The sequence below is a fragment of the Micromonospora sp. SD19 genome, assembly GCF_054462275.1.
In genome coordinates, this window is record NZ_JBTLMN010000008.1 from 252,148 (window position 1) to 275,188 (window position 23,041).

The 23,041-nt window shown below is 71.2% G+C and carries 23 protein-coding genes; 10 read left to right on the plus strand and 13 right to left on the minus strand.

Going from position 1 to position 23,041, the window contains the following annotated elements; translation table 11 throughout:
• Nucleotides 1-19: 19 nt before the first annotated feature.
• The 5 genes from ACX27O_RS24750 to ACX27O_RS24770 all read right to left on the minus strand — a co-directional run bounded on the left by ACX27O_RS24750 (nt 20) and on the right by ACX27O_RS24770 (nt 5,840).
• Nucleotides 20-2,401, minus strand: coding sequence for an ATP-binding cassette domain-containing protein (locus ACX27O_RS24750; protein ID WP_458940118.1), 2,382 nt, complete (start codon nt 2,399-2,401; stop codon nt 20-22).
• A gap of 29 nt (nt 2,402-2,430) precedes the next feature.
• A complete protein-coding gene (locus ACX27O_RS24755; protein ID WP_458940119.1) occupies nt 2,431-2,841 on the minus strand; it encodes a VOC family protein in 411 nt (136 codons plus the stop codon).
• A 5-nt stretch (nt 2,842-2,846) separates the two neighbouring features.
• Nucleotides 2,847-3,296 carry a helix-turn-helix transcriptional regulator gene (locus ACX27O_RS24760; RefSeq protein ID WP_458940120.1) on the minus strand — a complete coding sequence of 150 codons (450 nt, stop codon included), beginning with the start codon at nt 3,294-3,296 and terminating at the stop codon, nt 2,847-2,849.
• A 68-nt stretch (nt 3,297-3,364) separates the two neighbouring features.
• The gene (gene ligD, locus ACX27O_RS24765; RefSeq protein ID WP_030333109.1) at nt 3,365-4,324 is read right to left on the minus strand and encodes a non-homologous end-joining DNA ligase; all 960 of its coding nucleotides are present in this window, start codon (nt 4,322-4,324) and stop codon (nt 3,365-3,367) included.
• Between the two features lie 31 nt (nt 4,325-4,355).
• The gene (locus ACX27O_RS24770) at nt 4,356-5,840 is read right to left on the minus strand and encodes an MFS transporter (RefSeq protein WP_458940121.1); all 1,485 of its coding nucleotides are present in this window, start codon (nt 5,838-5,840) and stop codon (nt 4,356-4,358) included.
• Nucleotides 5,841-5,962: 122 nt separating this feature from the next.
• Between ACX27O_RS24770 and ACX27O_RS24775 the strand changes: the two genes are divergently transcribed.
• The 3 genes from ACX27O_RS24775 (at nt 5,963) to ACX27O_RS24785 (ending at nt 9,275) form a co-directional block, all read left to right on the plus strand.
• On the plus strand, nt 5,963-6,349 hold the full coding sequence (locus ACX27O_RS24775; protein WP_051708596.1) for a winged helix-turn-helix transcriptional regulator: 387 nt from the start codon (nt 5,963-5,965) through the stop codon (nt 6,347-6,349).
• A 101-nt stretch (nt 6,350-6,450) separates the two neighbouring features.
• Entirely contained in the window at nt 6,451-7,038 is a 588-nt protein-coding gene (locus ACX27O_RS24780; protein WP_458940122.1) for a TetR/AcrR family transcriptional regulator, read from the plus strand.
• A complete protein-coding gene (locus ACX27O_RS24785; RefSeq protein ID WP_458940123.1) occupies nt 7,038-9,275 on the plus strand; it encodes an MMPL family transporter in 2,238 nt (745 codons plus the stop codon). The genes ACX27O_RS24780 and ACX27O_RS24785 overlap by 1 nt, the downstream gene beginning before the upstream one ends.
• Before the next feature lie 63 nt (nt 9,276-9,338).
• Here the strand turns inward: ACX27O_RS24785 and ACX27O_RS24790 are convergent, their stop codons facing one another.
• Nucleotides 9,339-10,595 carry an erythromycin esterase family protein gene (locus ACX27O_RS24790; protein WP_279520463.1) on the minus strand — a complete coding sequence of 419 codons (1,257 nt, stop codon included), beginning with the start codon at nt 10,593-10,595 and terminating at the stop codon, nt 9,339-9,341.
• A gap of 128 nt (nt 10,596-10,723) precedes the next feature.
• Here ACX27O_RS24790 and ACX27O_RS24795 point away from each other — a divergent pair, with 128 nt between their 5' ends.
• Complete coding sequence (locus ACX27O_RS24795) at nt 10,724-10,915, plus strand: DUF2795 domain-containing protein (protein ID WP_030333097.1); 192 nt, start codon at nt 10,724-10,726, stop codon at nt 10,913-10,915.
• Between the two features lie 130 nt (nt 10,916-11,045).
• Here the strand turns inward: ACX27O_RS24795 and ACX27O_RS24800 are convergent, their stop codons facing one another.
• Nucleotides 11,046-11,945: a Gfo/Idh/MocA family protein gene (locus tag ACX27O_RS24800; protein ID WP_458940124.1), complete on the minus strand. Its 900-nt coding sequence runs from the start codon at nt 11,943-11,945 to the stop codon at nt 11,046-11,048.
• Between the two features lie 314 nt (nt 11,946-12,259).
• Between ACX27O_RS24800 and ACX27O_RS24805 the strand changes: the two genes are divergently transcribed.
• The 3 genes from ACX27O_RS24805 (at nt 12,260) to ACX27O_RS24815 (ending at nt 13,548) form a co-directional block, all read left to right on the plus strand.
• Nucleotides 12,260-12,622 (plus strand): cupin domain-containing protein, encoded by a 363-nt coding sequence (locus tag ACX27O_RS24805; RefSeq protein ID WP_458940125.1) that lies wholly within the window; start codon nt 12,260-12,262, stop codon nt 12,620-12,622.
• A gap of 139 nt (nt 12,623-12,761) precedes the next feature.
• Nucleotides 12,762-13,139 (plus strand): hypothetical protein, encoded by a 378-nt coding sequence (locus tag ACX27O_RS24810; protein WP_374224321.1) that lies wholly within the window; start codon nt 12,762-12,764, stop codon nt 13,137-13,139.
• Entirely contained in the window at nt 13,132-13,548 is a 417-nt protein-coding gene (locus ACX27O_RS24815; protein ID WP_458940126.1) for a hypothetical protein, read from the plus strand. Before ACX27O_RS24810 ends, ACX27O_RS24815 begins: the two co-directional genes overlap by 8 nt.
• Nucleotides 13,549-13,600: 52 nt before the next feature.
• Here ACX27O_RS24815 and fabG read toward each other — a convergent pair whose 3' ends face one another.
• Both fabG and ACX27O_RS24825 read right to left on the minus strand, forming a co-directional pair.
• Nucleotides 13,601-14,359: a 3-oxoacyl-ACP reductase FabG gene (gene fabG, locus ACX27O_RS24820; protein WP_210866414.1), complete on the minus strand. Its 759-nt coding sequence runs from the start codon at nt 14,357-14,359 to the stop codon at nt 13,601-13,603.
• 111 nt (nt 14,360-14,470) lie between these two features.
• Entirely contained in the window at nt 14,471-16,123 is a 1,653-nt protein-coding gene (locus tag ACX27O_RS24825; RefSeq protein ID WP_030333087.1) for an alpha-amylase family protein, read from the minus strand.
• Between the two features lie 57 nt (nt 16,124-16,180).
• On the opposite strand from ACX27O_RS24825, the gene ACX27O_RS24830 reads away from it, so the two are divergent.
• The gene (locus tag ACX27O_RS24830) at nt 16,181-16,795 is read left to right on the plus strand and encodes a DUF1349 domain-containing protein (protein ID WP_458940127.1); all 615 of its coding nucleotides are present in this window, start codon (nt 16,181-16,183) and stop codon (nt 16,793-16,795) included.
• A gap of 57 nt (nt 16,796-16,852) precedes the next feature.
• Nucleotides 16,853-17,524 (plus strand): DedA family protein, encoded by a 672-nt coding sequence (locus ACX27O_RS24835; protein WP_030333084.1) that lies wholly within the window; start codon nt 16,853-16,855, stop codon nt 17,522-17,524.
• A 49-nt stretch (nt 17,525-17,573) separates the two neighbouring features.
• Here the strand turns inward: ACX27O_RS24835 and ACX27O_RS24840 are convergent, their stop codons facing one another.
• The 4 genes from ACX27O_RS24840 to ACX27O_RS24855 all read right to left on the minus strand — a co-directional run bounded on the left by ACX27O_RS24840 (nt 17,574) and on the right by ACX27O_RS24855 (nt 21,735).
• The gene (locus ACX27O_RS24840) at nt 17,574-18,959 is read right to left on the minus strand and encodes a chitinase (protein ID WP_458940128.1); all 1,386 of its coding nucleotides are present in this window, start codon (nt 18,957-18,959) and stop codon (nt 17,574-17,576) included.
• A gap of 148 nt (nt 18,960-19,107) precedes the next feature.
• Nucleotides 19,108-20,514, minus strand: coding sequence for a carbohydrate-binding protein (locus tag ACX27O_RS24845; protein ID WP_458940129.1), 1,407 nt, complete (start codon nt 20,512-20,514; stop codon nt 19,108-19,110).
• A 72-nt stretch (nt 20,515-20,586) separates the two neighbouring features.
• Nucleotides 20,587-21,339, minus strand: a complete 753-nt coding sequence (locus ACX27O_RS24850; RefSeq protein WP_458940130.1) for a YidC/Oxa1 family membrane protein insertase — start codon at nt 21,337-21,339, stop codon at nt 20,587-20,589.
• 102 nt (nt 21,340-21,441) lie between these two features.
• Nucleotides 21,442-21,735: a DUF6412 domain-containing protein gene (locus ACX27O_RS24855; RefSeq protein WP_458940131.1), complete on the minus strand. Its 294-nt coding sequence runs from the start codon at nt 21,733-21,735 to the stop codon at nt 21,442-21,444.
• A gap of 156 nt (nt 21,736-21,891) precedes the next feature.
• Between ACX27O_RS24855 and ACX27O_RS24860 the strand changes: the two genes are divergently transcribed.
• The gene (locus ACX27O_RS24860) at nt 21,892-23,034 is read left to right on the plus strand and encodes a carboxylate-amine ligase (RefSeq protein ID WP_458940132.1); all 1,143 of its coding nucleotides are present in this window, start codon (nt 21,892-21,894) and stop codon (nt 23,032-23,034) included.
• The last annotated feature ends 7 nt before the right edge of the window (nt 23,035-23,041 follow it).

Consider the following 23,041-nt stretch of genomic DNA (forward strand, 5'->3'; position numbering starts at 1 on the left):
CGCGTCGCCCCCCGCGGGCTCACCTGCCGACGTACGCCGCCAGGTGCTCGCCGGTGAGGGTGGAGCGGGCGGCGACCAGGTCGGCCGGTGTGCCCTCGAAGACGACCCGGCCGCCGTCGTGGCCGGCGCCGGGGCCGAGATCGATGATCCAGTCGGCGTGCGCCATGACCGCCTGGTGATGCTCGATGACGATCACCGACTTGCCGGCGTCGACGAGGCGGTCGAGCAGGCCGAGCAGGTGCTCGACGTCGGCCAGGTGCAGGCCGGTGGTCGGTTCGTCGAGGACGTAGACGCCGCCCTTCTCGGCCATGTGGGTGGCCAGCTTGAGCCGTTGCCGCTCGCCGCCGGAGAGGGTGGTGAGCGGCTGGCCCAGGCTCAGGTAGCCGAGCCCGACGTCGGCGAGCCGGTCGAGGATGGCGTGCGCGGCCGGCGTACGGGCGTCGCCGGCGCCGAAGAACTTCTCGGCTTCCGTCACCGACATCGCGAGCACCTCGCTGATGTCGCGCCCGCCGAGCCGGTATTCCAGCACCGACGCCTGGAACCGCTTGCCCTCGCAGTCCTCGCAGGGCGCGGCGACGCCGGCCATCATCCCCAGGTCGGTGTAGATGACGCCGGCGCCGTTGCAGCTCGGGCAGGCGCCCTCGGAGTTGGCGCTGAACAGCGCCGGCTTCACCCCGTTGGCCTTCGCGAACGCCTTGCGAATCGGGTCGAGCAACCCGGTGTACGTGGCCGGGTTGCTGCGCCGTGAGCCGCGGATGGCCCCCTGGTCGATCGACACCACGCCGGCGCCGGCCGGGATCGACCCGTGCACGAGCGAACTCTTGCCGGAGCCGGCGACGCCGGTCACGACGACGAGCACCCCGAGGGGTACGTCGACGCTGACGTCCTGGAGGTTGTTGGCGGTGGCGCCCCGGATCTCCAGCTTGCCGGTGGGCGTGCGCACCGTCTCCTTGAGCGTCGCCCGGTCGTCGAAGTGGCGGCCGGTGATGGTGCCACTGGCCCGCAGGCCCGCCACGGTGCCCTCGTAGCAGACCGTGCCGCCGTCGGTGCCGGCTCCGGGCCCGAGATCGACGACGTGGTCGGCGATGGCGATGGCCTCCGGCTTGTGCTCCACGACCAGGACGGTGTTGCCCTTGTCGCGCAGTTGGAGCAGCAGCTCGTTCATCCGTTGGATGTCGTGCGGGTGCAGCCCGATGGTCGGCTCGTCGAAGACGTAGGTGACGTCGGTGAGGGAGGAGCCGAGGTGGCGGATCATCTTGGTGCGTTGCGCCTCGCCGCCGGAGAGGGTGCCCGACGGCCGGTCGAGTGACAGGTAGCCCAGCCCGATCTCCTCGAACGAGTCGAGGAGGTGTTGCAGGCCCGCCAGCAGCGGGGCCACCGACGGTTCCTCGATCTCGCGTACCCAGGCGGCCAGGTCGCTGATCTGCATGGCGCACGCGTCGGCGATGTTCTTACCGTTGATCTTCGACGACCGGGCCTCCGCGCTGAGCCGGGTGCCGGCGCACTCGGGACAGGTCGTGAAGGTCACCGCGCGTTCCACGAAGGCGCGGATGTGCGGCTGCAACGCGTCAATGTCCTTGGCGAGGAAGGACTTCTGGATCGACGGGATCAGGCCCGCGTACGTCAGGTTGATCCCGTCGATTTTGATCTTGGTTGGCTCCCGGTGGAGCAGGTCGTGCAGTTCCCGCTTGCTGAACTTGGCGATCGGCTTGTCCGGGTCGAAGTAGCCGCAGCCCCGGAAGATCCGGCCGTACCAGCCCTCCATGCTGTAGCCCGGGATGGTGATCGCGCCCTCGTTGAGCGACAGGTTGTCGTCGTAGAGCGCCGACAGGTCGATGTCGGTCACCGCGCCCATGCCCTCGCACCGCGGGCACATGCCGCCGAGACGGTTGAAGGTCGCCTTCTCGGTCTTCGTCTTGCCGGCACCGCGTTCGACGGTGATCGCACCGGTCGCCTTCACCGACGGGACGTTGAAGGAGTACGCGTTGGGCGGGCCGATGTGCGGCTGCCCGAGCCGGCTGAACAGGATGCGCAGCATCGCGTTGGCATCGGTGGCCGTGCCGACGGTGGAGCGGGAGTTGGCGCCCATCCGCTCCTGGTCCACGATGATCGCGGTGGTCAGGCCGTCCAGCAGGTCGACCTCGGGCCGGGCCAGCGTCGGCATGAAGCCCTGCACGAAGGCGCTGTAGGTCTCGTTGATCATCCGCTGCGACTCGGCCGCGATGGTGCCGAACACCAGCGAGCTCTTGCCGGAGCCGGAGACCCCGGTGAACACGGTCAGCCGGCGCTTCGGGATCTCGACGCTGACGTCCTTGAGGTTGTTCACCCGCGCGCCCTGCACGCGAATCAGGTCGTGACTGTCGGCGACGTGCGGCGCGGACGGCTGGCTGGCCGTGCTCATCGTGTCTCCATCTGTCGAGGGCGCGGGACTCAGCGCGCTTCCTGGATGCGGATCATATTGCCCGCCGGGTCGCGGAAGGCACAGTCGCGCACGCCGTACGGCTGCTCGGTCGGCTCCTGGACCACTTCGGCGTCGCTGGCCTCCAGCTTGGCGAAGGTGGCGTCGAGGTCGGTGGTGGCCAGGTTGACGCCGAAGTAGCTGCCCTTGGCCATCAGTTCGAGGATGGTCTGCCGCTCGTCGTCGGTGATGCCCGGGTTGGCGGTGGGCGGGTGCAGGACGATGGCGGTGCTGGGCTGACCGACCGGCCCGACCGTGATCCACCGCATCCCCTCGTACCCGACGTCAAGGCGGACCTCGAAGCCGAGGATGTCGCGGTAGAAGACCAGGGAGGCCTCCGGGTCGGTGTGCGGCAGGAAACTGGAGTGAATGGTGATGTCCATGCTGGTCACGCTAGTTGCGGCTCGGTGACCTGCGCTTCTCGATTCCTGACCGGTCTGGTCACCTGCTTGGCCACGCACGACGGCATCCCCGCCGTCGCCTGCGCCGCCTGCCGCCGGTAGACGCTCGGCGGCACGCCGACCAGCTCGGTGAAGCGGGTGCTGAAGGTGCCCAGCGAGGAGCATCCGACAGCGAAACAGACGTCGGTGACGCTCAGGTCGCCACGGCGCAACAGGGCCATCGCGCGCTCGATGCGTCGGGTCATCAGGTAGCTGTACGGGGATTCGCCATAGGCGAGGCGGAACTCACGGCTGAGGTGCCCGGCCGACATGTGCGCGCCCCGAGCGAGCGCCTCCACGTTCAGCGGCTGTGCGTACTCCCGGTCGATCCGGTCGCGGACCTTGCGCAGCCGCGCGAGGTCGTCGAGTCGCTGCCTCGCGTCGGATTTGCTGCTCACCAGGAAAATCGTGCCACAGCCCACCGACAATCGGCCGCTGCCGCCACGCGGGCGGGCCGACCAGCCGGTCAGCCGGCCTCGCGGCGGGCGCGCGCCCGGCGCTTCCCCTCGTGCATGGCCTGCACCCGGGCCACCGGGATGGTCCGACCCTCGGTGACCAGGTCGGCGGGGAGCGCTTGCGGGGCGGGCATCAGCGCGGCCCACGGGTCGCCGTCGGCGAGCAGTGCGGGCGCGCTGCGGATGGTGAAGTCGGCGGGCGTCACGTCGGGCAGGTCGGCCCAGTCGACCGGGAACGAGACCGGCATCCCGGGGCGCAGCCGGGGGCTGTACGCGGCGGCCACTGTCGCCCCGCCCGCCCGGGTGGCGTCCACGAAGACCCGGCCACCCCGGTCCTCCCTGATGTACGCCGTGGTGGCCAGCGCCGGATCGAGCCGCTCGGCGCGGACGGCGAGCGCCCTGGTGGCGGCGGCCAACTCCTCGGCCGTTGGCTCGTCGGTCACCGGCACGAAGACGTGCACCCCCTTGGCGCCGCTGGTCTTGACGGCACCGGTCAGACCGGCGTCGGCGAGCGCCTGGCGCACCAGCAGGGCCGCGTCGACAGCCGCGCGGAACCCGTCGCCGTCCGGCGGGTCGAGGTCGAGGACCAGGTGTGTCGGGCGGTGCAGATCCGCCGTGGTGGCCAGCGTCGGGTGGAACTCCACCGCCCGCTGGTTGGCGAACCAGAGCAGGGTGCGGCGGTCGTCGCAGAGGGCGTACGAGATCTCCCGGTGCGACGCCTCCGCCCAGACCGCTGCCCGGCGGACCCAGTCCGGGGTGTACCGGGGCAGGTTCTTCTGCATGAACGGCGGCTGGCCGGGGCGGACCCTGATCACCGACAGCGGCCGGCCCCGCAGGTGCGGGAGGATCCGGTCCGCGACCGCGTCGAGGTAGTCGACAAGGTCACGCTTTGTCGCGTCGTCGCGGTCGGACAGCGGCTGGTCCAGGTTGGTCAGGGCCACGCCGTCCCGGGTCTCGTCAGCCTCGCTCACCCGACCACCCTCCCGGCCGGACCGCCGCCGGTCAACCGGACGCGGCGCTTCGGTACGGATCGGTTCCGGTACCCGCCGCGGCCCGGTCGGACGGATCGGCGGCCGACGACGGCCCGGCCGACGGTCGGGGCACCGCGGTCAGCGCCACCAGCCACGCGGCGAGAACCAGACCGGCGGCCACGGTGAACGCGGTCCGGTAGCCGCCGGCGAGCGCGGCGGCCTCGGCCCAGCCGGCCGCCCGCAGCCCGTCGCTGCGGGCGGCGGCCAGTGTGGCCAGCGCGGCCAGGCCGACCGCGCCGCCGACCTGTTGGGTGGTGTTGGCCAGGCCGGAGGCGAGCCCGGCGTCCGTGTCGGTGGCGCCGGCCATGGCCAGTGTGGTGACCGCCGGCAGGGTCAGGCCGCCGGCCACGCCGAAGAACAGCATCGCGGGGAGTACGTCAGCGACGTAGCCGCCGTCGACGGGCAGCCGGGCGAGCAGGAGGAAGCCGACGGTCGCCAGGACGAGCCCGACCAGCAGGACCCTGCGGGCACCCCAGTGCGCGATCAGCCGACCGGCCAGACCGAGCGAGACCACGGCGATCACGACCGGGGTGGGCAGGAAGGCCCAGCCGGTCGCGGCGGCGTCCAGCCCCAGCACCAGTTGCAGTTCCACGGCGAGCAGGAACTGGAATCCGAAGTACGCGCAGACCATCAGGAACTGCACGGCGTTCGCCGCCACCAGACCCCTGACGCGCAGCACCCGGGGCGGCACCAGTGGGGTCGACGCCACCCGTTGCCGCAGCGTGAAGCCGCCGAGCAGCAGCGCCGCGAGGGCCACCGCGCCGAGCGTCCGAGGGCTGGTCCAGCCGTGCTCGCCCGTTCCCACGATGCCCAGCACGGCGGCCATCAGACCGGCGGTGGCGAGCAGCGCGCCGGGCACGTCCAGGCCGGCCCGCAGGCCGATCCCCCGCTCGGCCGGGAGCCGGCGGAGGGCAGCGATGAGGATGACCGCCCCGATCGGCACGTTGACCAGGAAGATCGTCCGCCACCCGGCGGCCTGGGTGAGCACCCCTCCAGCGACGGTGCCGACCGACGCGCCGGCCGCGCCGGTGAAGCTGAAGATGGCGATGGCCCGGGCCCGTTCGGCCGGTTCGGGGTAGAGCCGGACGATCATGCCGAGGCTGACCGCCATGGCCAGCGCGCCGCCGACGCCCTGCCCGAACCGCGCGCCGACCAGCAGGGCCGGCCCGGTGGCGACGGCGCAGGCCAGCGAGGCCGCTGTGAACAGCGCGACGCCGGCCAGGAAGACCCGCCGTCGGCCCAGCAGGTCGCCGAGCCGACCGGCGAGCAGCAGCAGTCCGCCGAACGCGACCAGGTAGGCGTTGACCACCCAGGCCAGGCCGGCGGCGGTGAAGCCCAGGTCGCGTTGCACGGCGGGCAGCGCCACCGCGACGACTGTGCCATCCAGGATGATCATCAGGCTGCCGGCGCAGAGCACCAGCAGCGCCGGCCAACGGGGTGGGACGACACGTTCCACGAGAACCTCCTTGGTGCACGGTTTGTTACCGAGGTCATCGTCTGTGACCATGAACCGGAGCGGAAGGAGGCACTGTTGTGTCCCAGAGGAACAGCGATGTGTCCGCGCAGGTCGAGGCCGAGTTGACCTGCGCACCCCAGAACGTGCCGTTCACCGAGGGGCAGGCCCGCGCCTGCACCGTCCGCGAGGTGCTCGACCGGGTCGGCGGCAAATGGAGCATCAGCATCCTGGTGTCCGCCTCGCACGGCCCGGTGCGTTTCACCGAACTGGAGCGGCACATCGAGGGCATCAGCCGCCGGATGCTCACGCTCACACTGCGTAACCTCGAACGAGACGGCCTGCTGCACCGCACCGTCCACCCGACCGTCCCGCCCAAGGTCGAATACGTCGCCACCCCGATGGCGCTGGAGCTCTACGAGTCACTGGTCGCGCTGACCAACTGGGCCGAGCGGCACCGCCGGGCCATCGCCGAGGCACGGACCAGGTACGACGCCCAGCACACCGGATAAACCCGCAGGGGGTGTGGTGAACGCCACCGCCTCAGTCTGACCGATCGGTCAGGGTCTGACCGATCGGTCAGGCATGCTGGGTTGCGGGAGGTGGACCGGGCATGGCCAGAGCGGTACCCGACACGCACGGTGAGATTCTCGCCGCGGCGGCGCGGCAGTTCACGGTGACCGGCTACCGGGGCACCTCCCTGCAGGACATCGCCCGTGAGGTCGGCTGCTCCAAGGCCACCGTGCTCTACCACTTCGCCAACAAGGAAGCCCTTCTCGCCGAGCTGATGGCTCCGGCGATCGGCGTGCTGCGGGACCTCGACGACCGGCTCACCGGCCTGACCGGAGCGGCCGCGCAGGAGGTCGCCGCAGAGGGCTTCGTCGACCTCGCGGTCCGGTTCCGGCGGGAGATCGCCGTGCTGCGCGGGGAGTTCCCGGAGTTGCTGTGCCAGCCGGCCTTCGCGCACATCCAGCAGATCTCCGACCGGCTGCGCGACGCGTTGGCCGGTCACTCCGACCGGCCGGGCGCGCGGATCGCCGCGCTGGTGCTGCTCGCCGGGATCTCCGAGGCGTGCGGCGAGTTCGCCGACATCACCGACGACGACCTGCGCTCCGCCCTGCTCACCCTCGTCCGACGGGCCGTCGAACCCGTCGACGCGGCCCTGCCCCAACAACCCACGACCGAGGACAAGGACTCCTGATGGCCACCCTGCTCTACCGGCTCGGCCGGGGCGCGTTGCGCCGGCGACGGCTCGTCGTCGCGCTCTGGCTCGTCGTACTCGTCGTCGCCGGCCTGGCCGCGGCGACCCTGCGCGGCCCGACGGCGAGCAACTTCACCATGCCCGGCACCGAGAGCCAGCGCGCGCTCGACCTGCTCAGCGAGCAGTTCCCCGCGGCCAGCGGCGCCACCGGCACCATCGCGGTCAAGGCCCCGGCCGACGGCCAACTGGGCACCCCCGAGGGCCAGGCCGTGGTGCAGGAACTGGTCCAGGAGGCCTCGGCGCTGCCCGGCGTGGTCGGCGCGGTCAACCCGCTCCAGGTCGGCGCGGTCTCGCCCAACGGCCGGTACGCGCTGGTCCAGGTCCAGTTCGCCACCGGCGGCGACGAGGTGACCGACGAGCAGCGCACCGCGTACGAGGAGGTCGGTGCCGCCGTCGAGGCGAAGGGTTGGCAGGTCGCCCCGGGTGGCGAGGTGCTCGGCGGCGAGCCGGAGATCGGCTCCACCGAGGCGATCGGCGTACTGGTCGCCGCGATCGTCCTGATCATCACGTTCGGCTCCCTGGTGGCCGCCGGGATGACCATGCTCAACGCGCTGATCGGCGTGGGCGTCGGCATGGCCGGGCTGTTCGCGCTGAGCGGTGTCATCGAGTTGACCAGCACCGCGCCGATCCTGGCGCTGATGCTCGGCCTCGCCGTCGGCATCGACTACTCGTTGTTCATCACCTCCCGGCACCGACAGAACCTGCTCGAAGGGATGTCCCCCGAGGAGGCGGTCGGCCGGGCCGTGGGCACTGCCGGCTCCGCGGTGGTCTTCGCCGGCGCCACGGTTGTCATCGCCCTCGCCGGCCTGGCCGTGGTGAACATTCCGTTCCTGACCGTGATGGGTCTCGCCGCCGCCGCGACGGTCACCATCGCCGTGCTCGTGGCGATCACCCTCCAGCCCGCGCTGCTCGGCTTCGCCGGCCACCGGGTGCTCCCGCGCCGGCTGCGTGCCGTGTCCACCGCGACCGTGGCCGACGGCGTCGGCACCGACGAGGACGACACGGACGTCACCGACCGGCCGGCCGCGACCACGACCCCGGCCGAGGACCGCACCGGGTTCGGCTTCCGCTGGGCGCGACTGGTCACCCGGTTCCGGGTGCCGGTCATCCTGGTCTCGCTGCTCGGCCTGGGCCTGCTCGCGCTGCCCACGCCGGACATGCGGCTGGCCCTGCCGGACGCCAGTACGGCGACGGAGGGCTCACCGGCCCGGGTGGCGAGTGACCTGACCACCGAGGGCTTCGGTCCGGGCTTCACCGGCCGGCTCGCGGTGGTCGTGGCGGGCGACGACGCGCAGGCGACCGCGGCCGCGGTGCCGCAGGTGACCGCGATGATCCAGCGCACCGAGAACGTCCTCGCGGTGGCTCCGCCGCAGCTGAGCCCGGACGGTCGGACCGCCCTGCTCGGCGTGGTACCGAAGACCGGCCCGACCGACGAGGCCACCGAGACCCTGGTGCACGACGTCCGCGACGCGGTCGGCGGGGTGCAGGGCGCCGACGTGCTGCTCACCGGCGCGACCGCCATCGGTATCGACGTCTCGGAGAAGCTCTCCGACGCGCTGCCGATCTACCTGCTGCTGGTCGTCGGGCTCTCGGTGCTGCTGCTGATGCTGGTGTTCCGCTCGCTGCTGGTGCCACTGAAGGCGGCGCTGGGCTTCCTGCTCACCGTGGCCGCCACGTTCGGCATCACGGTGGCGATCTTCCAGCAGGGTCACCTAGCGAGCCTGGTTGGCCTGGACACCCCGGCCCCGCTGGTCAGCTTCCTGCCCATCCTGCTGATCGGCATCCTGTTCGGGCTGGCGATGGACTACGAGGTGTTCCTGGTCTCCCGGATGCGGGAGGACTTCGTGCACGGCGACACCGCGCGTGAGGCCACGATCAGCGGCATGGGCCACGGCGCCCGGGTGGTCACCGCCGCCGCGCTGATCATGATTTCCGTCTTCGGCGGTTTCGTGTTCCTCGACGACCCGATCATCAAGTCGATGGGCTTCGCGCTCGCCATCGGTGTCGCCATCGACGCGTTCGTGGTCCGGATGACCATCGTCCCGGCGGTGATGTCACTCCTCGGCGACCGCGCCTGGTGGCTGCCCCGCTGGCTCAACCGCGCCCTGCCGAACGTGGACATCGAGGGCGAGGGCCTGCGCACCCACCTCGGGGACCGCACGCCGACGCACGTCTGACCCACCGACGGTGGAGGTGTGGTGCCCGTCGGGCATCACACCTCCACTGCGTTGACCGCCTGCTCACACGCCCGCCGGATAGGTCTCCATCTCACCGGGGACCGCCGGCACCGGTAGCGGGTGCAGGGCGCTGGTGTCGTCGCACCAGATGAACGCGTCGTAGCGTTCGCCGATCCGGGTCGGCACGTAGTTGCCCCAGGACTCGAACGACGGGTCGTAGACGACACCGATCGCCCGGTGGTCCACGGTGTCGGTGACCCAGCCCGGCTGGTCGTCGCCGCCGAAGATCAACACGGCCCGCTCCGGCATCAGCTCGTGCAGCCGCCGCTCGATCGACCCCTCCCGGGCCGGTGGCACCACCATCGCCTCGGCCGGCGAACCCCAGCGGGGTGCGGCGATCGCCGTGCCCCGGTACGTGCCGAAGCCGATCAGGGCGACCGCGTCCTCGCCGTGCCGCTCCCGAGCCAACTGACCGATGTTGACCATCCCGTCGGCGGTCATGTCGGTGGCCCGCGCGTCCCCGACGTGCGTGTTGTGCGCCCAGACGATGCCCCGGGAGTCCGGGCCGTACCGGTCCAGCAGCCGGTCCAGGGTGTCCTGCATGTGGGTGTCGCGGATGTTCCACGAGTCCGGCCCGCCGGCCACCATTGCCCGGTAGTAGCGCTCCGCGCCGGCCACCACCTCCGCGTTCTGCCAGGCCGAGAAGCGGTCCGGGCCGTCGGAGAGGGCGTGTTCGCGGGTCCGGGCGAGCAACCGGACGACCTCCTCCTCGCAGCGGGCCGAGACGAACCGGCTGGCCGCGCCGTACTCCTCGACCCTCTTGCCGTACGGCTCGAAGCACCGGTACGCGTCCTGCGCCGCCTCCAGCGACTTCGGGTCCTCCTCCCCCAGGTAGTCGAAGATCGCCTGCATCGACTCCCAGAGGCTGTACACGTCGAGCCCGTGGAACCCGGCCCGTTGCTCCTCCGGCCGCTCCACGTTCCAGGCCCGCAGCCAGCTGGCGAACCGGGCCACCTCGGCATTGGCCCACATCCAGGTCGGCCATCGCTCGAACTCGGCGAGCGCGAGCTGCGGTTCGAGCGCGCCGCCCGGCGCGGCAGTCACCGACCGGTGCACCCGATCACAGTCGGGCCAGTCACCCTCCACGGCGACGAAGGAGAACCCGCACTCCGCGATCAGTCGGCGGGTGAGCTGCTCACGCAACCGGTAGTAGTCGTAACTGCCGTGGGTGGACTCACCGATCATCACCACCCGGGCGTTGCGAACGCGCTCCAGCAACGGGTCGAAATCGCTCGGCGCGCCGAGCCGCTGAACCAGCATGCCAGCGGCTACCCGGCCGCCGCTGCGGCAAACCGTGGGCGCGTCGCGGGCCGACACGCCGGCCGCCGGGCCGTCGTGGGTGCCAACCACACCGGTGTACGACCACCGCGATCGGGTAGCCGGCCGACATGACCGTCACCGGCGTGCAGTTGCAGGAGTACCTGGCCGGGCTCGACTACCCGGTCTCGCGGGAGGATCTGATCCGCTGGGGTCAGGAGAACGGCGCCAGCACGGCCCTGCTGCAGATGCTGCAGGCGCTGCCCCCAGAGCAGTTCAACTCCCCCGACGAACTGAACGCCGCCCTACCCACCCCCACCTGACCCGCCCCACCCACCGACCTCCCACCCCACCGACCTCGGTGATCAAGAGGTTTGCGTCATGCCGTACCGCGTGTCGTGACGCAAACCTCTTGATCAACAAGGGTGGGGCAAGGGCAGGGTTCGGGTTCGGTTAGGGGATCTGGATGGTGCGGGATTCGGTGCGGGCGGTTTCGGCGGCGGCGAGGATGGTCACGACCTCGCGGCCGAAGCGAACGTCGCAGCGGTGGTCCCGGGTGCCGGCGCGCACCTGTTCAATCAGTTGGTCGATGGCGACGCCGAACGCGGTGGCGGGGTCGTTCTCCCCGGACGGGACGTTCTCGATGCCGTTCTCGCCGTAGAACACGAACTCCCGGGCCATCGACTCGGTCGGGGCATCCAGCGAGAGCGAGGCGCTGCTGGTGGCACCGCCCTCGTGGGTGAGCAGCAGGTGCACCATCCCGCTCGGTCCGTTCATCGCCGCCACCTGCGTCACCCGACCCAGCACCGGCAGGAGGATCGACAGGGCGTGCGGGGCGATGTCCCAGAGCGCTCCGTGCTCCCGACGCCACAACGAGCCGCCGTACGGGCTGCCGTCCTGGAAGATCGAGGCGAATGCGGTGGTCCGACCGTGCTGCCAGCCCCCGGCGGCGGCGGTGGCGGCGAGGAACGCTGTCACGTTCGGCTGGAACCGCTGGGTGAAGAAGACGACCGAGGCGACCCCGGACTCCTCGGCGGCGGCTACGACACGGTCGGCGTCGGCCACGCTGAGCGCCAGCGGCTTGTCCAGCAGCAGGTGCCGGCCGGCGCGGGCCGCCCGGACCGCGATGTCGGCCTGGATGTCGGGCGGCAGGGCGACGGCGACCGCCTCGCACTGCTCGATCAGCGCGTCGACGTCGGCGTAGGCGGGCACCCCGTACCGTTCGGCCAGCGCGGAGGCCCGCTCCGGGTTGCGACCCCACACCCCGACCAACTCCGCGTCGGGATGGGCGTGCAGTGCCTTCCCGTGCGTCTCGATCGCCCAGTGACCGGTGCCGAACAAACCGAACCGCACGTGTACCTCCGCTGTTTCCCCGCACCGCGGCAACGCCACGGACGTGATCCACGCTAGTCGCCCCGGCGCCCATGCCGGCGGCGGGTTCGACCAATCGAAGCAGCCCACCTTCGTTTCGGGGACGCCGTCGCGCCAACCGCCGGCTGACGGCAGACGCCGGTGCACCGACAACGCCGGTGGCCTGACGGCACCGTCCGCGCGCTCCCGGACTCACCCGCCCGCGCGCTCTCGGACGACACCGTCCGCGCGCTCTCGCCGACGTCAGGTCCGATTGCCGCCAGACACCCCGGGGGTGGCGCGGCAGTGTCGACGACATGCCAACGACAAATCCAGCGACGGCCAGCGGCGCCGTGACGTTTGACCACTGGTACGACTTCGCCGAGGGCGGCCCCGTGCACCGCGCGCTGCTGCCGTTCCCGTCGACGGCGCCCGCGCCGTTCGAGGTCGCGCGCTGGTCGGTGGCCCCGAACACGTCCAACGACCTCGATGTCCATCGGTCCCGCGAGGTGTGGATCATCGTGTCCGGAACCGGGACGTTGACGTTCGCCGACCAGACGGCGGTGCTGCGGGCCGGGGACGTCACGGCGTTCGAGAGCAGGGTGCCGCACCAGATTCGCAACGACGGACCGGCCCCGCTCGTCGCCATCTCCGTCTACTGGCTGCAGGCCGGCGACTGACGCCCACCGGAAGGCGTGGGAACAGGAACCGGGGAGACGCCTCGACGGGCCCTCGTCACACGCGGAGAGGCAGAGCACCCGCTTACTACGACGGTTAGTAGGCTGTGCCGGTGACCGAGGCAACGACCGGGTGGATCCGGTGAATTCGCCGGTGGACGGGCTCGTCGCGACCGTACCGATCGTGCTGTCGCTGCTCGTCGCGGTGTGGGCGCTGGTGGCAGCGGTACGCCACCGGCCGCCGGACCGGGTGCAGTTCGTCGGTCTGGCCGTACTCGAAGTGGCGTTGCTGGTGTTGACGGTGCTGGCGCTCGTCGCGGTCGGTGGCGGGGAGCGGCCCGGCGAGCCCGGCGCCTTCTTCGGCTACCTGGTCACGCTGGTGTGCCTGCCGCCACTGGCCTGGGTGCTGGCCCGGATGGAACCAACCCGCTGGGGCTCGGCGATCGTGTGTGCGGTCTGCCTGGTGGCCCCGGTGGTGGTGGTCCGGTTGCAGCAGACCTGGGAGGTGCTCGGTGGTTGAGACGGAGCAGGCCCCCCGGCGTACGAACTCCGGCCCGGGTCGGCTGTTGATCGCGGTCTACCTGCTCTTCGCGATCGCGGCGACGAGTCGGGCCGGCCTGCAGATCGCCACCAAGTTCGACGAGGCCCCGGTGGCGTACCTGCTCTCCGGGGTGGCCGCGCTCATCTACATCGTGGCGGCGGTGGGATTGGCCCGCGCCGGGCACGCCGGCCGGCGGGTCGCGCTGGCATGCTGCTCCGTGGAACTGGTCGGGGTGGTCGCGGTCGGCATTCTGAGCCTGGTCGACAGGGAGCTGTTCCCGGACGAGACGGTCTGGTCGGGGTTCGGCAGCGGGTACGGCTACATCCCGCTGGTGCTGCCGGCGCTCGGCCTGCTCTGGCTCTGGCGCACCCGCCGCGCGCCGGCCTGACCCGGCGACGAGGGCGTCCCGCCGAGCGGAGCGCCCTCGTCGGCAGCGCGGGTCAGTCCCGGGGGCCGCCCGCGACGTAGATGACCTGACCGGAGACGAAGCCGGCACCCTCGCTCGCCAGGAACGAGATGGTGTGCGCGACGTCCTCCGGCCGACCCGGGCGACGGACCGGGATCTCGGCGGCGGCGTGCTTCTGGAAGTCGTCGAAGTCGACCTTCATCCGGGCGGCGGTGGCGGCGGTCATGTCGGTGACGATGAAACCGGGTGCTACCGCGTTCACTGTCACCCCGAACGGACCCAGTTCGATGGCGAGTGTCTTGGTGAAGCCCTGCAGACCGGCCTTGGCGGCGGCGTAGTTCGCCTGGCCCCGGTTGCCCAGCGCGGAGGTGCTGGAGAGGTTGACGATCCGCCCCCACCTGCGGTCCACCATGTGCTTCTGGGCAGCCTGGCTGAACAGGAACGCGCCGCGCAGGTGCACTCCCATCACCGTGTCCCAGTCGGCGTTGGTCATCTTGAACAGCAGGTTGTCGCGCAGCACTCCGGCGTTGTTGACCAGCACGGTGGGCGCGCCCAGCTCGGCGGCGATCCGGGCCACCGCCGCCTCGACCTGGTCGCGGTCGGAGACGTCGGCGCCCACCCCGAGCGCCCGGCCGCCAGCGGCGGCGATGGCGTCCACCGTCTCCTTGGTGGCGGCCTCCTCGATGTCGACCACGGCGACGGCCATTCCGTCGGCGGCCAGCCTCCGGGCGGTGGCCGCGCCGATGCCGCGTGCGGCTCCGGTGACGATGGCGACGCGGGGCTCCTCCGACATGATTACCTCCGGGTAACGTGGGGTCGATCGAAGGAGCTTAACCTTCCACTGCTAGTTATCGGTGATGACCATGGCTGTCCACCGGTTCCGCGACACACCGGATCCCGTGCCTCAGAAGCCCCGGCCCCGGCAGAGCCGGATCCACCGGTATCCGTGGCCGGAGACCTTCACCGCGCCGAGCTTGCCCAGCTCGCCGTAGCCACGGTCGGCGAGCACGTCGGTCGGCTGGTCGGCCTCCGGCTCGAGACTGCTGAGGTCGACCTCCACGTCGTCGGTGCCCAGGTTGTGCACGAAGACCATCGTGCCCGTCGACCCGTCGGCCCGGTGCGCGAGCACTCCGGGCGGCATCGCCACGTCGATGTGGGTCGTCGAGCCGGAGCCGATCTCCGGAGCCTCCCGCAGCGTACGGATCATGCGCTCGAACCAGCCGAGCAGCGACTTCGGGTCGCCCCGCTGGGCGGTGACGTTGACGTTCTGGTAGCCGAACTCACCCTTGTCGATCACCGGACGGACCAGCTTCTCCGGGTCCGCCGTGGAGAAGCCGGCATTCGGCTGGAACGACCACTGCATCGGGGTACGGATCGCCTCCCGACCGGGCAGCGACAGGTCCTCGCCCATCCCGATCTCCTCGCCGTAGCGCAGCACCGGCGTGCCGCGCATCGAGAACTGCAGGGCGTACGCCAGCTCGATGCGCCGCCGGTCGTTACCGAGCATCGGGGCGAACCGGCGACGGATGCCCCGGTCGTAGATGCGCATGTTCTCGTCCGGGCCGAACTGCGCGTACACCTGGTTGCGTTGTTCGGTGGTGAGCCGGGACAGGTCGATCTCGTCGTGGTTACGCAGGAAGGTGGCCCACTGCCCGCCGACCGGCAGCTTCGGGGTGTCGCGCAACGCCTCGATCAGCGACTCCGGGTCCTGCCGGGCGAGGGCGAGCATGAGTCGGCCGTTGAGCATGAAGTCGAAGAGCATGTGGATCCGGTTGCCGGAGCCGCTGGCGTCGCCGAAGAACGTCGGTAGCTGGTCCGGCTCGACGTTCGCCTCGGCCAGCAGGACGGCGTCACCGCGACGCCACTGGACGTGCTGGCGCAGCTCGGTGAGGAACTCGAAGTCCTTCGGAGAGTTCGGGTTGCCGGGCTCGGTCAGCTCGATGATGAACGGCACCGCGTCCATTCGGAAGCCGGAGACACCGAGCTGGAGCCAGAACGACATGATCTTCTTGACCTCGGCCCGGACCTGCGGGTTGGCGAAGTTGAGGTCGGGCTGGAACTTGTAGAACCGGTGGTAGAACCACGCCTTGGCGGTGCGGTCGTAGCTCCAGGTCTCCTTCTGCTCGCCGGGGAAGACCATGCCCTGGTGCCGGTCGTCCGGTTCGGTGTCGGACCAGACGAACCAGTCCCGGTACGGCGAGTCCGGCGACGAGCGGGCTGACTGGAACCACGGGTGCTCGTCGGAGGTGTGGTTGACCACCAGATCGATGATCACCCGGATGCCCCGGTTCTGCGCCTGGTGCAGCAGCTCGGCGAAGTCGCCGAGGGTGCCGAAGCGCGGGTCCACGTTGTAGAAGTCGGTGACGTCGTAGCCGTCGTCGCGGTTCGGTGACGGGTGGATCGGGTGCAACCACAGGCAGGTGACCCCGAGCCGGGCCAGGTAATCCAGCCTCCCGATCAACCCACGGATGTCACCGACCCCGTCGCCGTCCGAGTCGGCGTACGTGTCGATGTCGAGGCAGTAGACGACGGCTTCGGAATACCAACGGTCACCCATGCCGGAGAAACATCTCCGATCGATCACCGCGGCAAACCAGTGGTTATCGTGCCTGTCATGGGAAACGACCTGGTACCGCCGAGCGAACCGTTGGACTGGTCCCGGGGTGCCTGGCTGCACCCGCCGGTACGCGTCGAGGAGGGCCCGGCCGGTGAGCTGGTCGTCGTGCCGGCGGCGGACAGCGACTTCTGGCGCAGGACCAGCTACGGCTTCGTCCACGACAACGGACCGGCCCTGCTGGCACCGCTGCCGGTGGACACCGCCATGGAGGTGAGCTTCCGGCTCGACTTCTCGGCGCAGTTCGACCAGGCCGGTGCGTTCGTCCGCGTTGACGAGCGCACCTGGACCAAGGCCGGCGTCGAGATCAGCGACGGGGAGGTGCAGCTCGGCGCGGTGGTGACCAGGGAGTTCTCCGACTGGTCGGTGGGGCCGGTGCCGGAGTGGGCGGGTCGGGAGGTGACCGTCCGGGTCAGCCGGGCCGGCGACGCGCTGACCGTCCGCGCCCGGGTCGACGACGAGCCGTGGCGACTGGTCCGGCTCGTCCCGCTGGATCCGGCGGCGGACGCGGTGGCCGGGCCGTTCTGCTGTGCCCCGTCGCGCGCCGGGCTGACAGTGGTGTTCACCGGCTGGCGACAGGGGCCGGCGGACACCGCCCTGCACCCCGAGGTGTAACGACCGCTCCGGTGGGTATGACCGTACGATCCCGAGCACCGACGCGGAAGGACGACAATGGCGTACGCCCAGGCTGGCGACCCGTCCGAGTTCACCGGGTTGACCGGCTGGGTGGCTTCGGTGATCGAGGCGATGGGCCCGGTCGGCGTGGCTCTGCTGGTGGCGTTGGAGAGCATCGTCCCGCCGATCCCCAGCGAGGTCGTGCTGGCGCTCGCCGGTTTCCTGGCGCACGAGGGTCAGTTCAACGTCGTGGTGGTGGTGCTGGCCGCGACGGTCGGCTCGCTGGTCGGCGCGTTGGTGCTCTACTGGCTGGGCGCGGCGCTCGGCGAGGATCGACTCAAGCGCTGGTTGGACCGCATCCCGTTGGTGGACAGCGACGACCTGGAGCGGGCCGACAGGTGGTTCGAGCGGCACGGTCGGTGGGCGGTGCTGATCGGCCGGGTGGTGCCGGTGGTCCGCAGCCTGGTCTCCGTGCCGGCCGGCGCCAACCGGATGCCGCTGGGCGAATTCATCCTGCTCACCACCATCGGCAGCGGGGTGTGGAACGGTCTCATCGTGGGCGCCGGTTACGCGCTCGGGAGCCGTTGGCAGGACGTCGCGCGCTACAGCGACTGGTTCAACTACGCGATCGGCGCCGTCTTCGTCGTCATGGTGGTCAGTTGGGTGATCCGTAAGGTCCGCAAGCGTCGGGAGCGCGGCGACCGGCGGTCGGTGACCGCCGGCCGCTGATCCGAGCTACCGGTTACCGCTGACTTTGAACAAGCGTCAGCCTGGGCTGTCAGGGCAGAGTGTCCAGGTGTGGGCCCACCGTGTTGGCGAAGCCGTTGCCGTTGCTGACGTCCCAGTTCACCGACCAGGTCATCGCGCCCCGGATGCCGGGGTAGGTGCGCGGCGGGCGGAAGCTGCCGCAGTTGGTGCCCCGGGCCAGGCAGTCCAGGGCGGCGTTGACGACGCTGGGCGCGACGATGCCGCCGCCGGCCGCTCCCGGCCCGGCGGGCAGGCCGAGGCCGACCTGGTCGGGGCGGAGGCCGGCTTCCAACTGGATGCAGGCCAACGCGACGATGAAGTTGACAGTGCCCTGGCCGTACGCGGCGTTCTGGTCGCAGCCGAGCATCGCGCCGGAGTTGTAGTACTGGGTGTTGACGACGGTGAGGATGTCCTTGATGTCGAGCGCCAGCTTGAAGTAGCCGCCGGCCGGGTTCTGCATGTCGATGGTCTGCGGCGCCATTGCGATGATCAGACCCGAACCGACCTTGGCCCGTAGCGCGCGCAGCGCCTGCGCCATGTACGTCGGGTTGAGCCCGTTCTCCAGGTCGATGTCGATCCCGTCGAAGCCGTACCGGGCGATCAGCGCGGCCGCGGTGTCGGCGAACGCGGTGGCCGAGGCGGCGTCGTTCACTGTGACCCGGCCGGTCTCGCCACCGACGGAGAGGATCACCCGCTTGCCCCGGCTGTGCAGGGTGCGGACGTCGGCGGTGAAGTCCGCGTCGGTGTAGCCGCCGAGCGCGGCGGCCAGTCCGGGATCGACGCCGAAGGTGAGCGCGCCGGGCGTCGCGGTGGCCTCGGCGAAGGCGACCGCCACCAGGTCGTACTCGGCGGGGACGTCACGCAGCCGCAGCTCGACGGCCGGGTTGTCGAAGTTGTGCCAGTAGCCGGTGAGTAGGTGCTTGGGCAGGTCACCGGTGGGCGGGTCGGTCGGCGGCGGGGTGGTGGGGGGTGGGGTGGTCGGGGGCGGCGTGGTGGGCGGCGGCGTGGTGGGCGGGGTGCCGCCGCCGCAGGCCGCGCCGTTGAGCTGGCAGCCGCTCGGCGAGCCGGAGCCGCCGGCCAGGAAACCGAAGGAGACCGAGGCACCCGGGGCGATGACGCCGTTCCAGGACCGGTTGGTGAAGGTGTGCCGTTGGCCCGCGGAGGTGAGCAACGCGTCCCAGTAGCTGCCGAGTGTGGTGCCGGACGGCAGGTCGAAGGTGAGGCTCCAGCCGTTGATGGTCGAGCCGCCGCCGTTGGTGATGGTGTACTTCCCCTCCCAACCGGAGCCCCAGTCGGCGGTCTTGACGAAGCTGGCGGTGACTCCGGCGGCGTACGCGGGCAGCGCCACCCAGGCCGCGCCGAGTGCCGCCACCAGGGTGGCGACGAGGGACAGGACAAGGGTTCTGGAGCGTTTCATGCGACCCTCCGGGCCCGGGCGGGCATTTATGGACGTCAACGTTTGCGCTAATTATTAAGACAGTTAACTGTTTCTGTCCAGGGGTCGACACGGATGCGCGGGCCGCCCGTCGCGTGACCATCGCGACGGGCGGCCCGGGACACCCCGGTCAGCGGCGGAAGGTGAACCAGTTGACGTTGACGAAGTCGTTCGGCTGGCCACTGGTGAAGGTCAGGTACACGGAGTGCCGACCGGTCACTGCTCCCACGTTGCCGGGCACCGAGCGCCAGCTCTGCCAGCCGCCGGTGTTGCCGATCGCGAAGCTGCCGATCGGCGTGGCAGTCGGGCTGTCCAGCCGTACCTCCACCAGGCCACTCACCCCGCTGCCCGCGCCGGAGGCCACCCGCGCCACGAAGTCCCGCGCCGAGGTGGAGCCGAACTCGACGTTGTCGTAGCGAACCCAGTCCCCGTTACGCAGCGCCCCGATGTTCTGCCCGCCTTCGGAGCACGCCTCCACGATCACGCCGTTCTGCGCGTTGAACGACTCGGCCTGGATCTGCGCGTACGCGTCCCTCGTGCCGCCGGGTGGCGGCGTGGTGGGCGGCGGGGTGCTGCCGCCGCGCTGGTACACCGCCACGTAGTCGACGAGCATCGGCCGCCCCGGGACGGTGGCAGGGGTCGGCGTGCCGCTGCCGGCCACGCCGTTCGGGAAGGCCCCACCCATCGCGACGTTGAGCAGCAGGAAGTAGCCCGCGTGCGAGGTCATCTGCGACCAGGCGGACGCACCGACCTGGCTGGACGTGACGGTGTGGTAGAGCTGCCCGTCGACGTACCAGCGCAGTTGTTGCGGGCTGATCGAGGCGTCCCACTCGAACCGATAGGTGTGGAACGCGGACTGGCAGCTCGCGCCCGGGCAGGCCCGGGACGCGCCGAGGCCGTTGGACTCGTTGCACGGCCCGCCCGGTGCGACGCCGCAATGCAGCACGCCCCAGACCGAGTTGATGCCGTTGACGTTCTCCATCACGTCGAACTCACCGATGCCCGGCCAGTTCTGGTAGTTGCCCCGGTAGGGCGCGCCGAGCGCCCAGAACGCCGGCCAGTAGCCCGCAGCTGCGGCACCGGTGACGTTCGGCATCTGGATCCGGCCCTCGATGGCCAGCACGCCGCCGGCCGGGGCCTTGAAGTCGCTGCGCACGGTCTCGATCCGGGCGGAGGTCCAGCCGCCACCGCTGTCGCGCAGCGGCGTGATCCGCAGGTTGCCCCCACCGTCGTGGCTGACGTTGGCGGTGCTGGCGGTGTAGTTCTGGATCTCGCCGGTGCCCCAGTTGCCCGGGCCACCGGGATAGCTGTGACCGGTGTCGATGATCCAGTTGGCGGACGACGGCAGGCTGCCGGCCGCGCCGGTGAAGTCGTCGCTCCAGACCGTGCTCCAGCCGGCCGGGGGTGGCGGCACGGCCGCCTGCGCGGTGACGGTGGCGGCGGCCAGGACGGTGGTGGTGGCGACGAGCAGGACGGAGGCCAGCCGCAGCCGACGTCGGACGAGTGGGGCGGCGGGGGCCGCTGAGGGAGGTGGCATGGACGTGCCTCTCTGCGGGGGACGGATCGAGAGAGCGCTCTCTCAGAGTTGTACGTCCCGTCCACACAGTTGTCAACGTCGATCTACGTCGGCAGTCGGAGTTGCCTGCGGGCGGCGGAGCACCGCCTGCTCGATGGCCGACCACACGCTCGTGGTCACCAGGTAGATCACCGCGGCGAGCGGCAGCACCAGCGCCACCAGCACCGTCGTGAACGGCAGCAGGGGCAGCAACCGGCCGAGCGTGGCCGCACCCGGCCCCTCGGTCGGCGTACCGGCCACCGTGCCCACCGCCGCCGACGCCCGGCGGGCCCGCCGCGACGACCACCAGGCCACCACCAGCAACACCACGAGCAGTACGCCGAACAGCGGCCCGGCCGCCCCGGTCAGCCCGTCGCTGAGATGGTGACCCAGCCGCACCCCGGCCAACCGCTCGTCCAGCAACCCGGTGCCACCCTCGCTGGTGCTGAACAACCGGTACAACACCAGCAGGAACGGCGCCTGGAGGAGCAACGGCAGACAGCCGGCGATCGGGTTCGCGCCGGCCCCGCGGTACAACGTGAACACCTCGCGCTGAAGCGTCGCCGGGTCGTCGGCGTACCGCTGCTGAAGGTCGCGCACCTGCGGGGCAAGCGCCGCGCGACGCCGCTCGCCGCGGACCTGCGCGACGGTCAGCGGTGAGATCAGCAGCCGGACGACGACGGTGAAGAGCACGATGGCGGCGGCGGTCGACGCGCCGCCGGCCAACGGTTCGAGCACCTCGGTGAGCCAGGACAGCGCGCTGCCGGCAGCGCCGACAACGTCGTGCAGTGGTGCGAAGGCAAGCATGGGAAACCCCTCGGTCCGATTCCGGTGAGGCCCTCCCCCGGGCGGTGTCCGCTCAGCGAGGGGGGCCGGTGACGGCGGGATCGGCCGCGCGGCGGCGGGGCGCTACGCGGCCGAGGGGTGCCCCGGAGCACGGGGACGAGGGCGACCGGCCGCATCCGGGTCGATCTGGCGGGGCATTCGGCGACTTCGGGAACGGGCCCGCAGACCGGCCCACCGTGGCCCGGCACCGGGCGTGCCCGCCCGGTCCCGCACCCGGGCCGCCAGCACCACCGCGAGCAGCACCAGAGCGGTCAACGCGGCACCCGCGAGCAGGTCGGCCGGGCGGCCCGCGAGCAGGGTGAGCTGGGCGAACGCAGACATCCACGCGACCCCGACAAAGCCCAGCAGCACCGGCACGGGCTCAGCATAGGACCCGCTGTCACGTCGCCCAGCCGAATCCGGCGGCCCGACCCCAGTACGACGTGTCGCCGCCACGTTTCCCGGCATCGCCACGTTGGGTAACCAACGGCGGACCGACGCGGACGGACCGCGAACGGTGGAAACGGACGGGTGATGTCGATGACGGGTCAGGTGGCGGAGGCGCCCAGCGACATGGCTGCGGCGACCGGATTGCTCACCGTGGGCGTCGAGGAGGAGTTCCTGCTCGTCGACCCGCACACCGGGGCTGCCGTTCCGGCCGTGGACCTGGTCATGGAGCAGGTTCCGGCCGAACTCCGCGGGCAGGTGGAGCGGGAGTTCCAGACCAGTCAGATCGAGATCGGCAGCCCGCCCGGCCTGGAGCTCTCGTCGATCCGGCACTCCCTCGGCGTCCTGCGTCGGGCGCTCTCCGACGCCGCCGAACGGGCCGGCGTACGCCTGCTCGCCATCGGCACCGGCCCGGTGGACGGCCCGGTGCCACCGGTGGTGGACAAACCCCGCTTCGACCGGATGATCGAGCGGTTCCGGCTGCTCGTTCCCGGCCCCGGCAACAACGGGATGCACGTGCACGTGGGGGTGCCCGACCCGGACACCGGCGTGCAGGTGCTCAACCACGTCCGGCCGTGGCTGCCGATGCTGCAGGCGGTGACCACCAACTCACCGTTCGCCCGGGGCGAGGACACCGGCTACGCCAGTTGGCGCTCGGTGGAGTGGGAGCGCTGGCCGTCGGTGGCGCCGACGCCGTTCCTGGAGTCGCATGAGCACTACCAGCGGCTGATCCGCCAGTTGATCTCCACCGGGGTGATGCTGGACGAGGGGATGCTCTACTGGTACGCCCGGCTGTCGGCGAAGTACCCGACGGTGGAGCTGCGCATCGGCGACGTCTGCCCGTCGGTGGACGACGCGGTGCTGGTCGCCGCCCTGGTCCGGGCGCTGGTGGCCACCGCGATGGCGGATGTCGAGGCCGGCCGCCCGGCGTTGCCCACCGACCACCACCTGCTGGTCGGCGCGCACTGGCGGGCCGCCCACGATGGCCTTGAGGGTGAGGGCGTCGACGTCACCACGGGCGAGCTGGCCCCGGCCTGGGAGCTGCTGGACCGGTTCGTCGAGCGGATGCGGCCGGCGCTGGAGGAGCACGGCGACTGGGCCGAGGTGACCGACCTGCTGGCTGGGCTGCGCCGGCACGGCAGCGGCGCGGCACGGCAGCGCGCCGTGTTCGAGCGCACCGGCCAACTCACCGACGTGGTGCAGGACGTCGCGCGGCAGACCCGCGGCTGATCGTCGC

What these genes read in the sequence shown, in the direction of transcription:
- ACX27O_RS24750 (WP_458940118.1), bottom strand. Translation starts at nt 2,401, where the DNA reads ATGAGCACGGCCAGCCAGCCGTCCGCGCCGCACGTCGCCGACAGTCAC.
- ACX27O_RS24755 (WP_458940119.1), bottom strand. Translation starts at nt 2,841, where the DNA reads ATGGACATCACCATTCACTCCAGTTTCCTGCCGCACACCGACCCGGAG.
- ACX27O_RS24780 (WP_458940122.1), top strand. Translation starts at nt 6,451, where the DNA reads ATGGCCAGAGCGGTACCCGACACGCACGGTGAGATTCTCGCCGCGGCG.
- ACX27O_RS24785 (WP_458940123.1), top strand. Translation starts at nt 7,038, where the DNA reads ATGGCCACCCTGCTCTACCGGCTCGGCCGGGGCGCGTTGCGCCGGCGA.
- ACX27O_RS24790 (WP_279520463.1), bottom strand. Translation starts at nt 10,595, where the DNA reads ATGCTGGTTCAGCGGCTCGGCGCGCCGAGCGATTTCGACCCGTTGCTG.
- ACX27O_RS24795 (WP_030333097.1), top strand. Translation starts at nt 10,724, where the DNA reads ATGACCGTCACCGGCGTGCAGTTGCAGGAGTACCTGGCCGGGCTCGAC.
- ACX27O_RS24805 (WP_458940125.1), top strand. Translation starts at nt 12,260, where the DNA reads ATGCCAACGACAAATCCAGCGACGGCCAGCGGCGCCGTGACGTTTGAC.
- fabG (WP_210866414.1), bottom strand. Translation starts at nt 14,359, where the DNA reads ATGTCGGAGGAGCCCCGCGTCGCCATCGTCACCGGAGCCGCACGCGGC.
- ACX27O_RS24825 (WP_030333087.1), bottom strand. Translation starts at nt 16,123, where the DNA reads ATGGGTGACCGTTGGTATTCCGAAGCCGTCGTCTACTGCCTCGACATC.
- ACX27O_RS24830 (WP_458940127.1), top strand. Translation starts at nt 16,181, where the DNA reads ATGGGAAACGACCTGGTACCGCCGAGCGAACCGTTGGACTGGTCCCGG.
- ACX27O_RS24835 (WP_030333084.1), top strand. Translation starts at nt 16,853, where the DNA reads ATGGCGTACGCCCAGGCTGGCGACCCGTCCGAGTTCACCGGGTTGACC.
- ACX27O_RS24840 (WP_458940128.1), bottom strand. Translation starts at nt 18,959, where the DNA reads ATGAAACGCTCCAGAACCCTTGTCCTGTCCCTCGTCGCCACCCTGGTG.
- ACX27O_RS24845 (WP_458940129.1), bottom strand. Translation starts at nt 20,514, where the DNA reads ATGCCACCTCCCTCAGCGGCCCCCGCCGCCCCACTCGTCCGACGTCGG.
- ACX27O_RS24850 (WP_458940130.1), bottom strand. Translation starts at nt 21,339, where the DNA reads ATGCTTGCCTTCGCACCACTGCACGACGTTGTCGGCGCTGCCGGCAGC.
- ACX27O_RS24860 (WP_458940132.1), top strand. Translation starts at nt 21,892, where the DNA reads ATGTCGATGACGGGTCAGGTGGCGGAGGCGCCCAGCGACATGGCTGCG.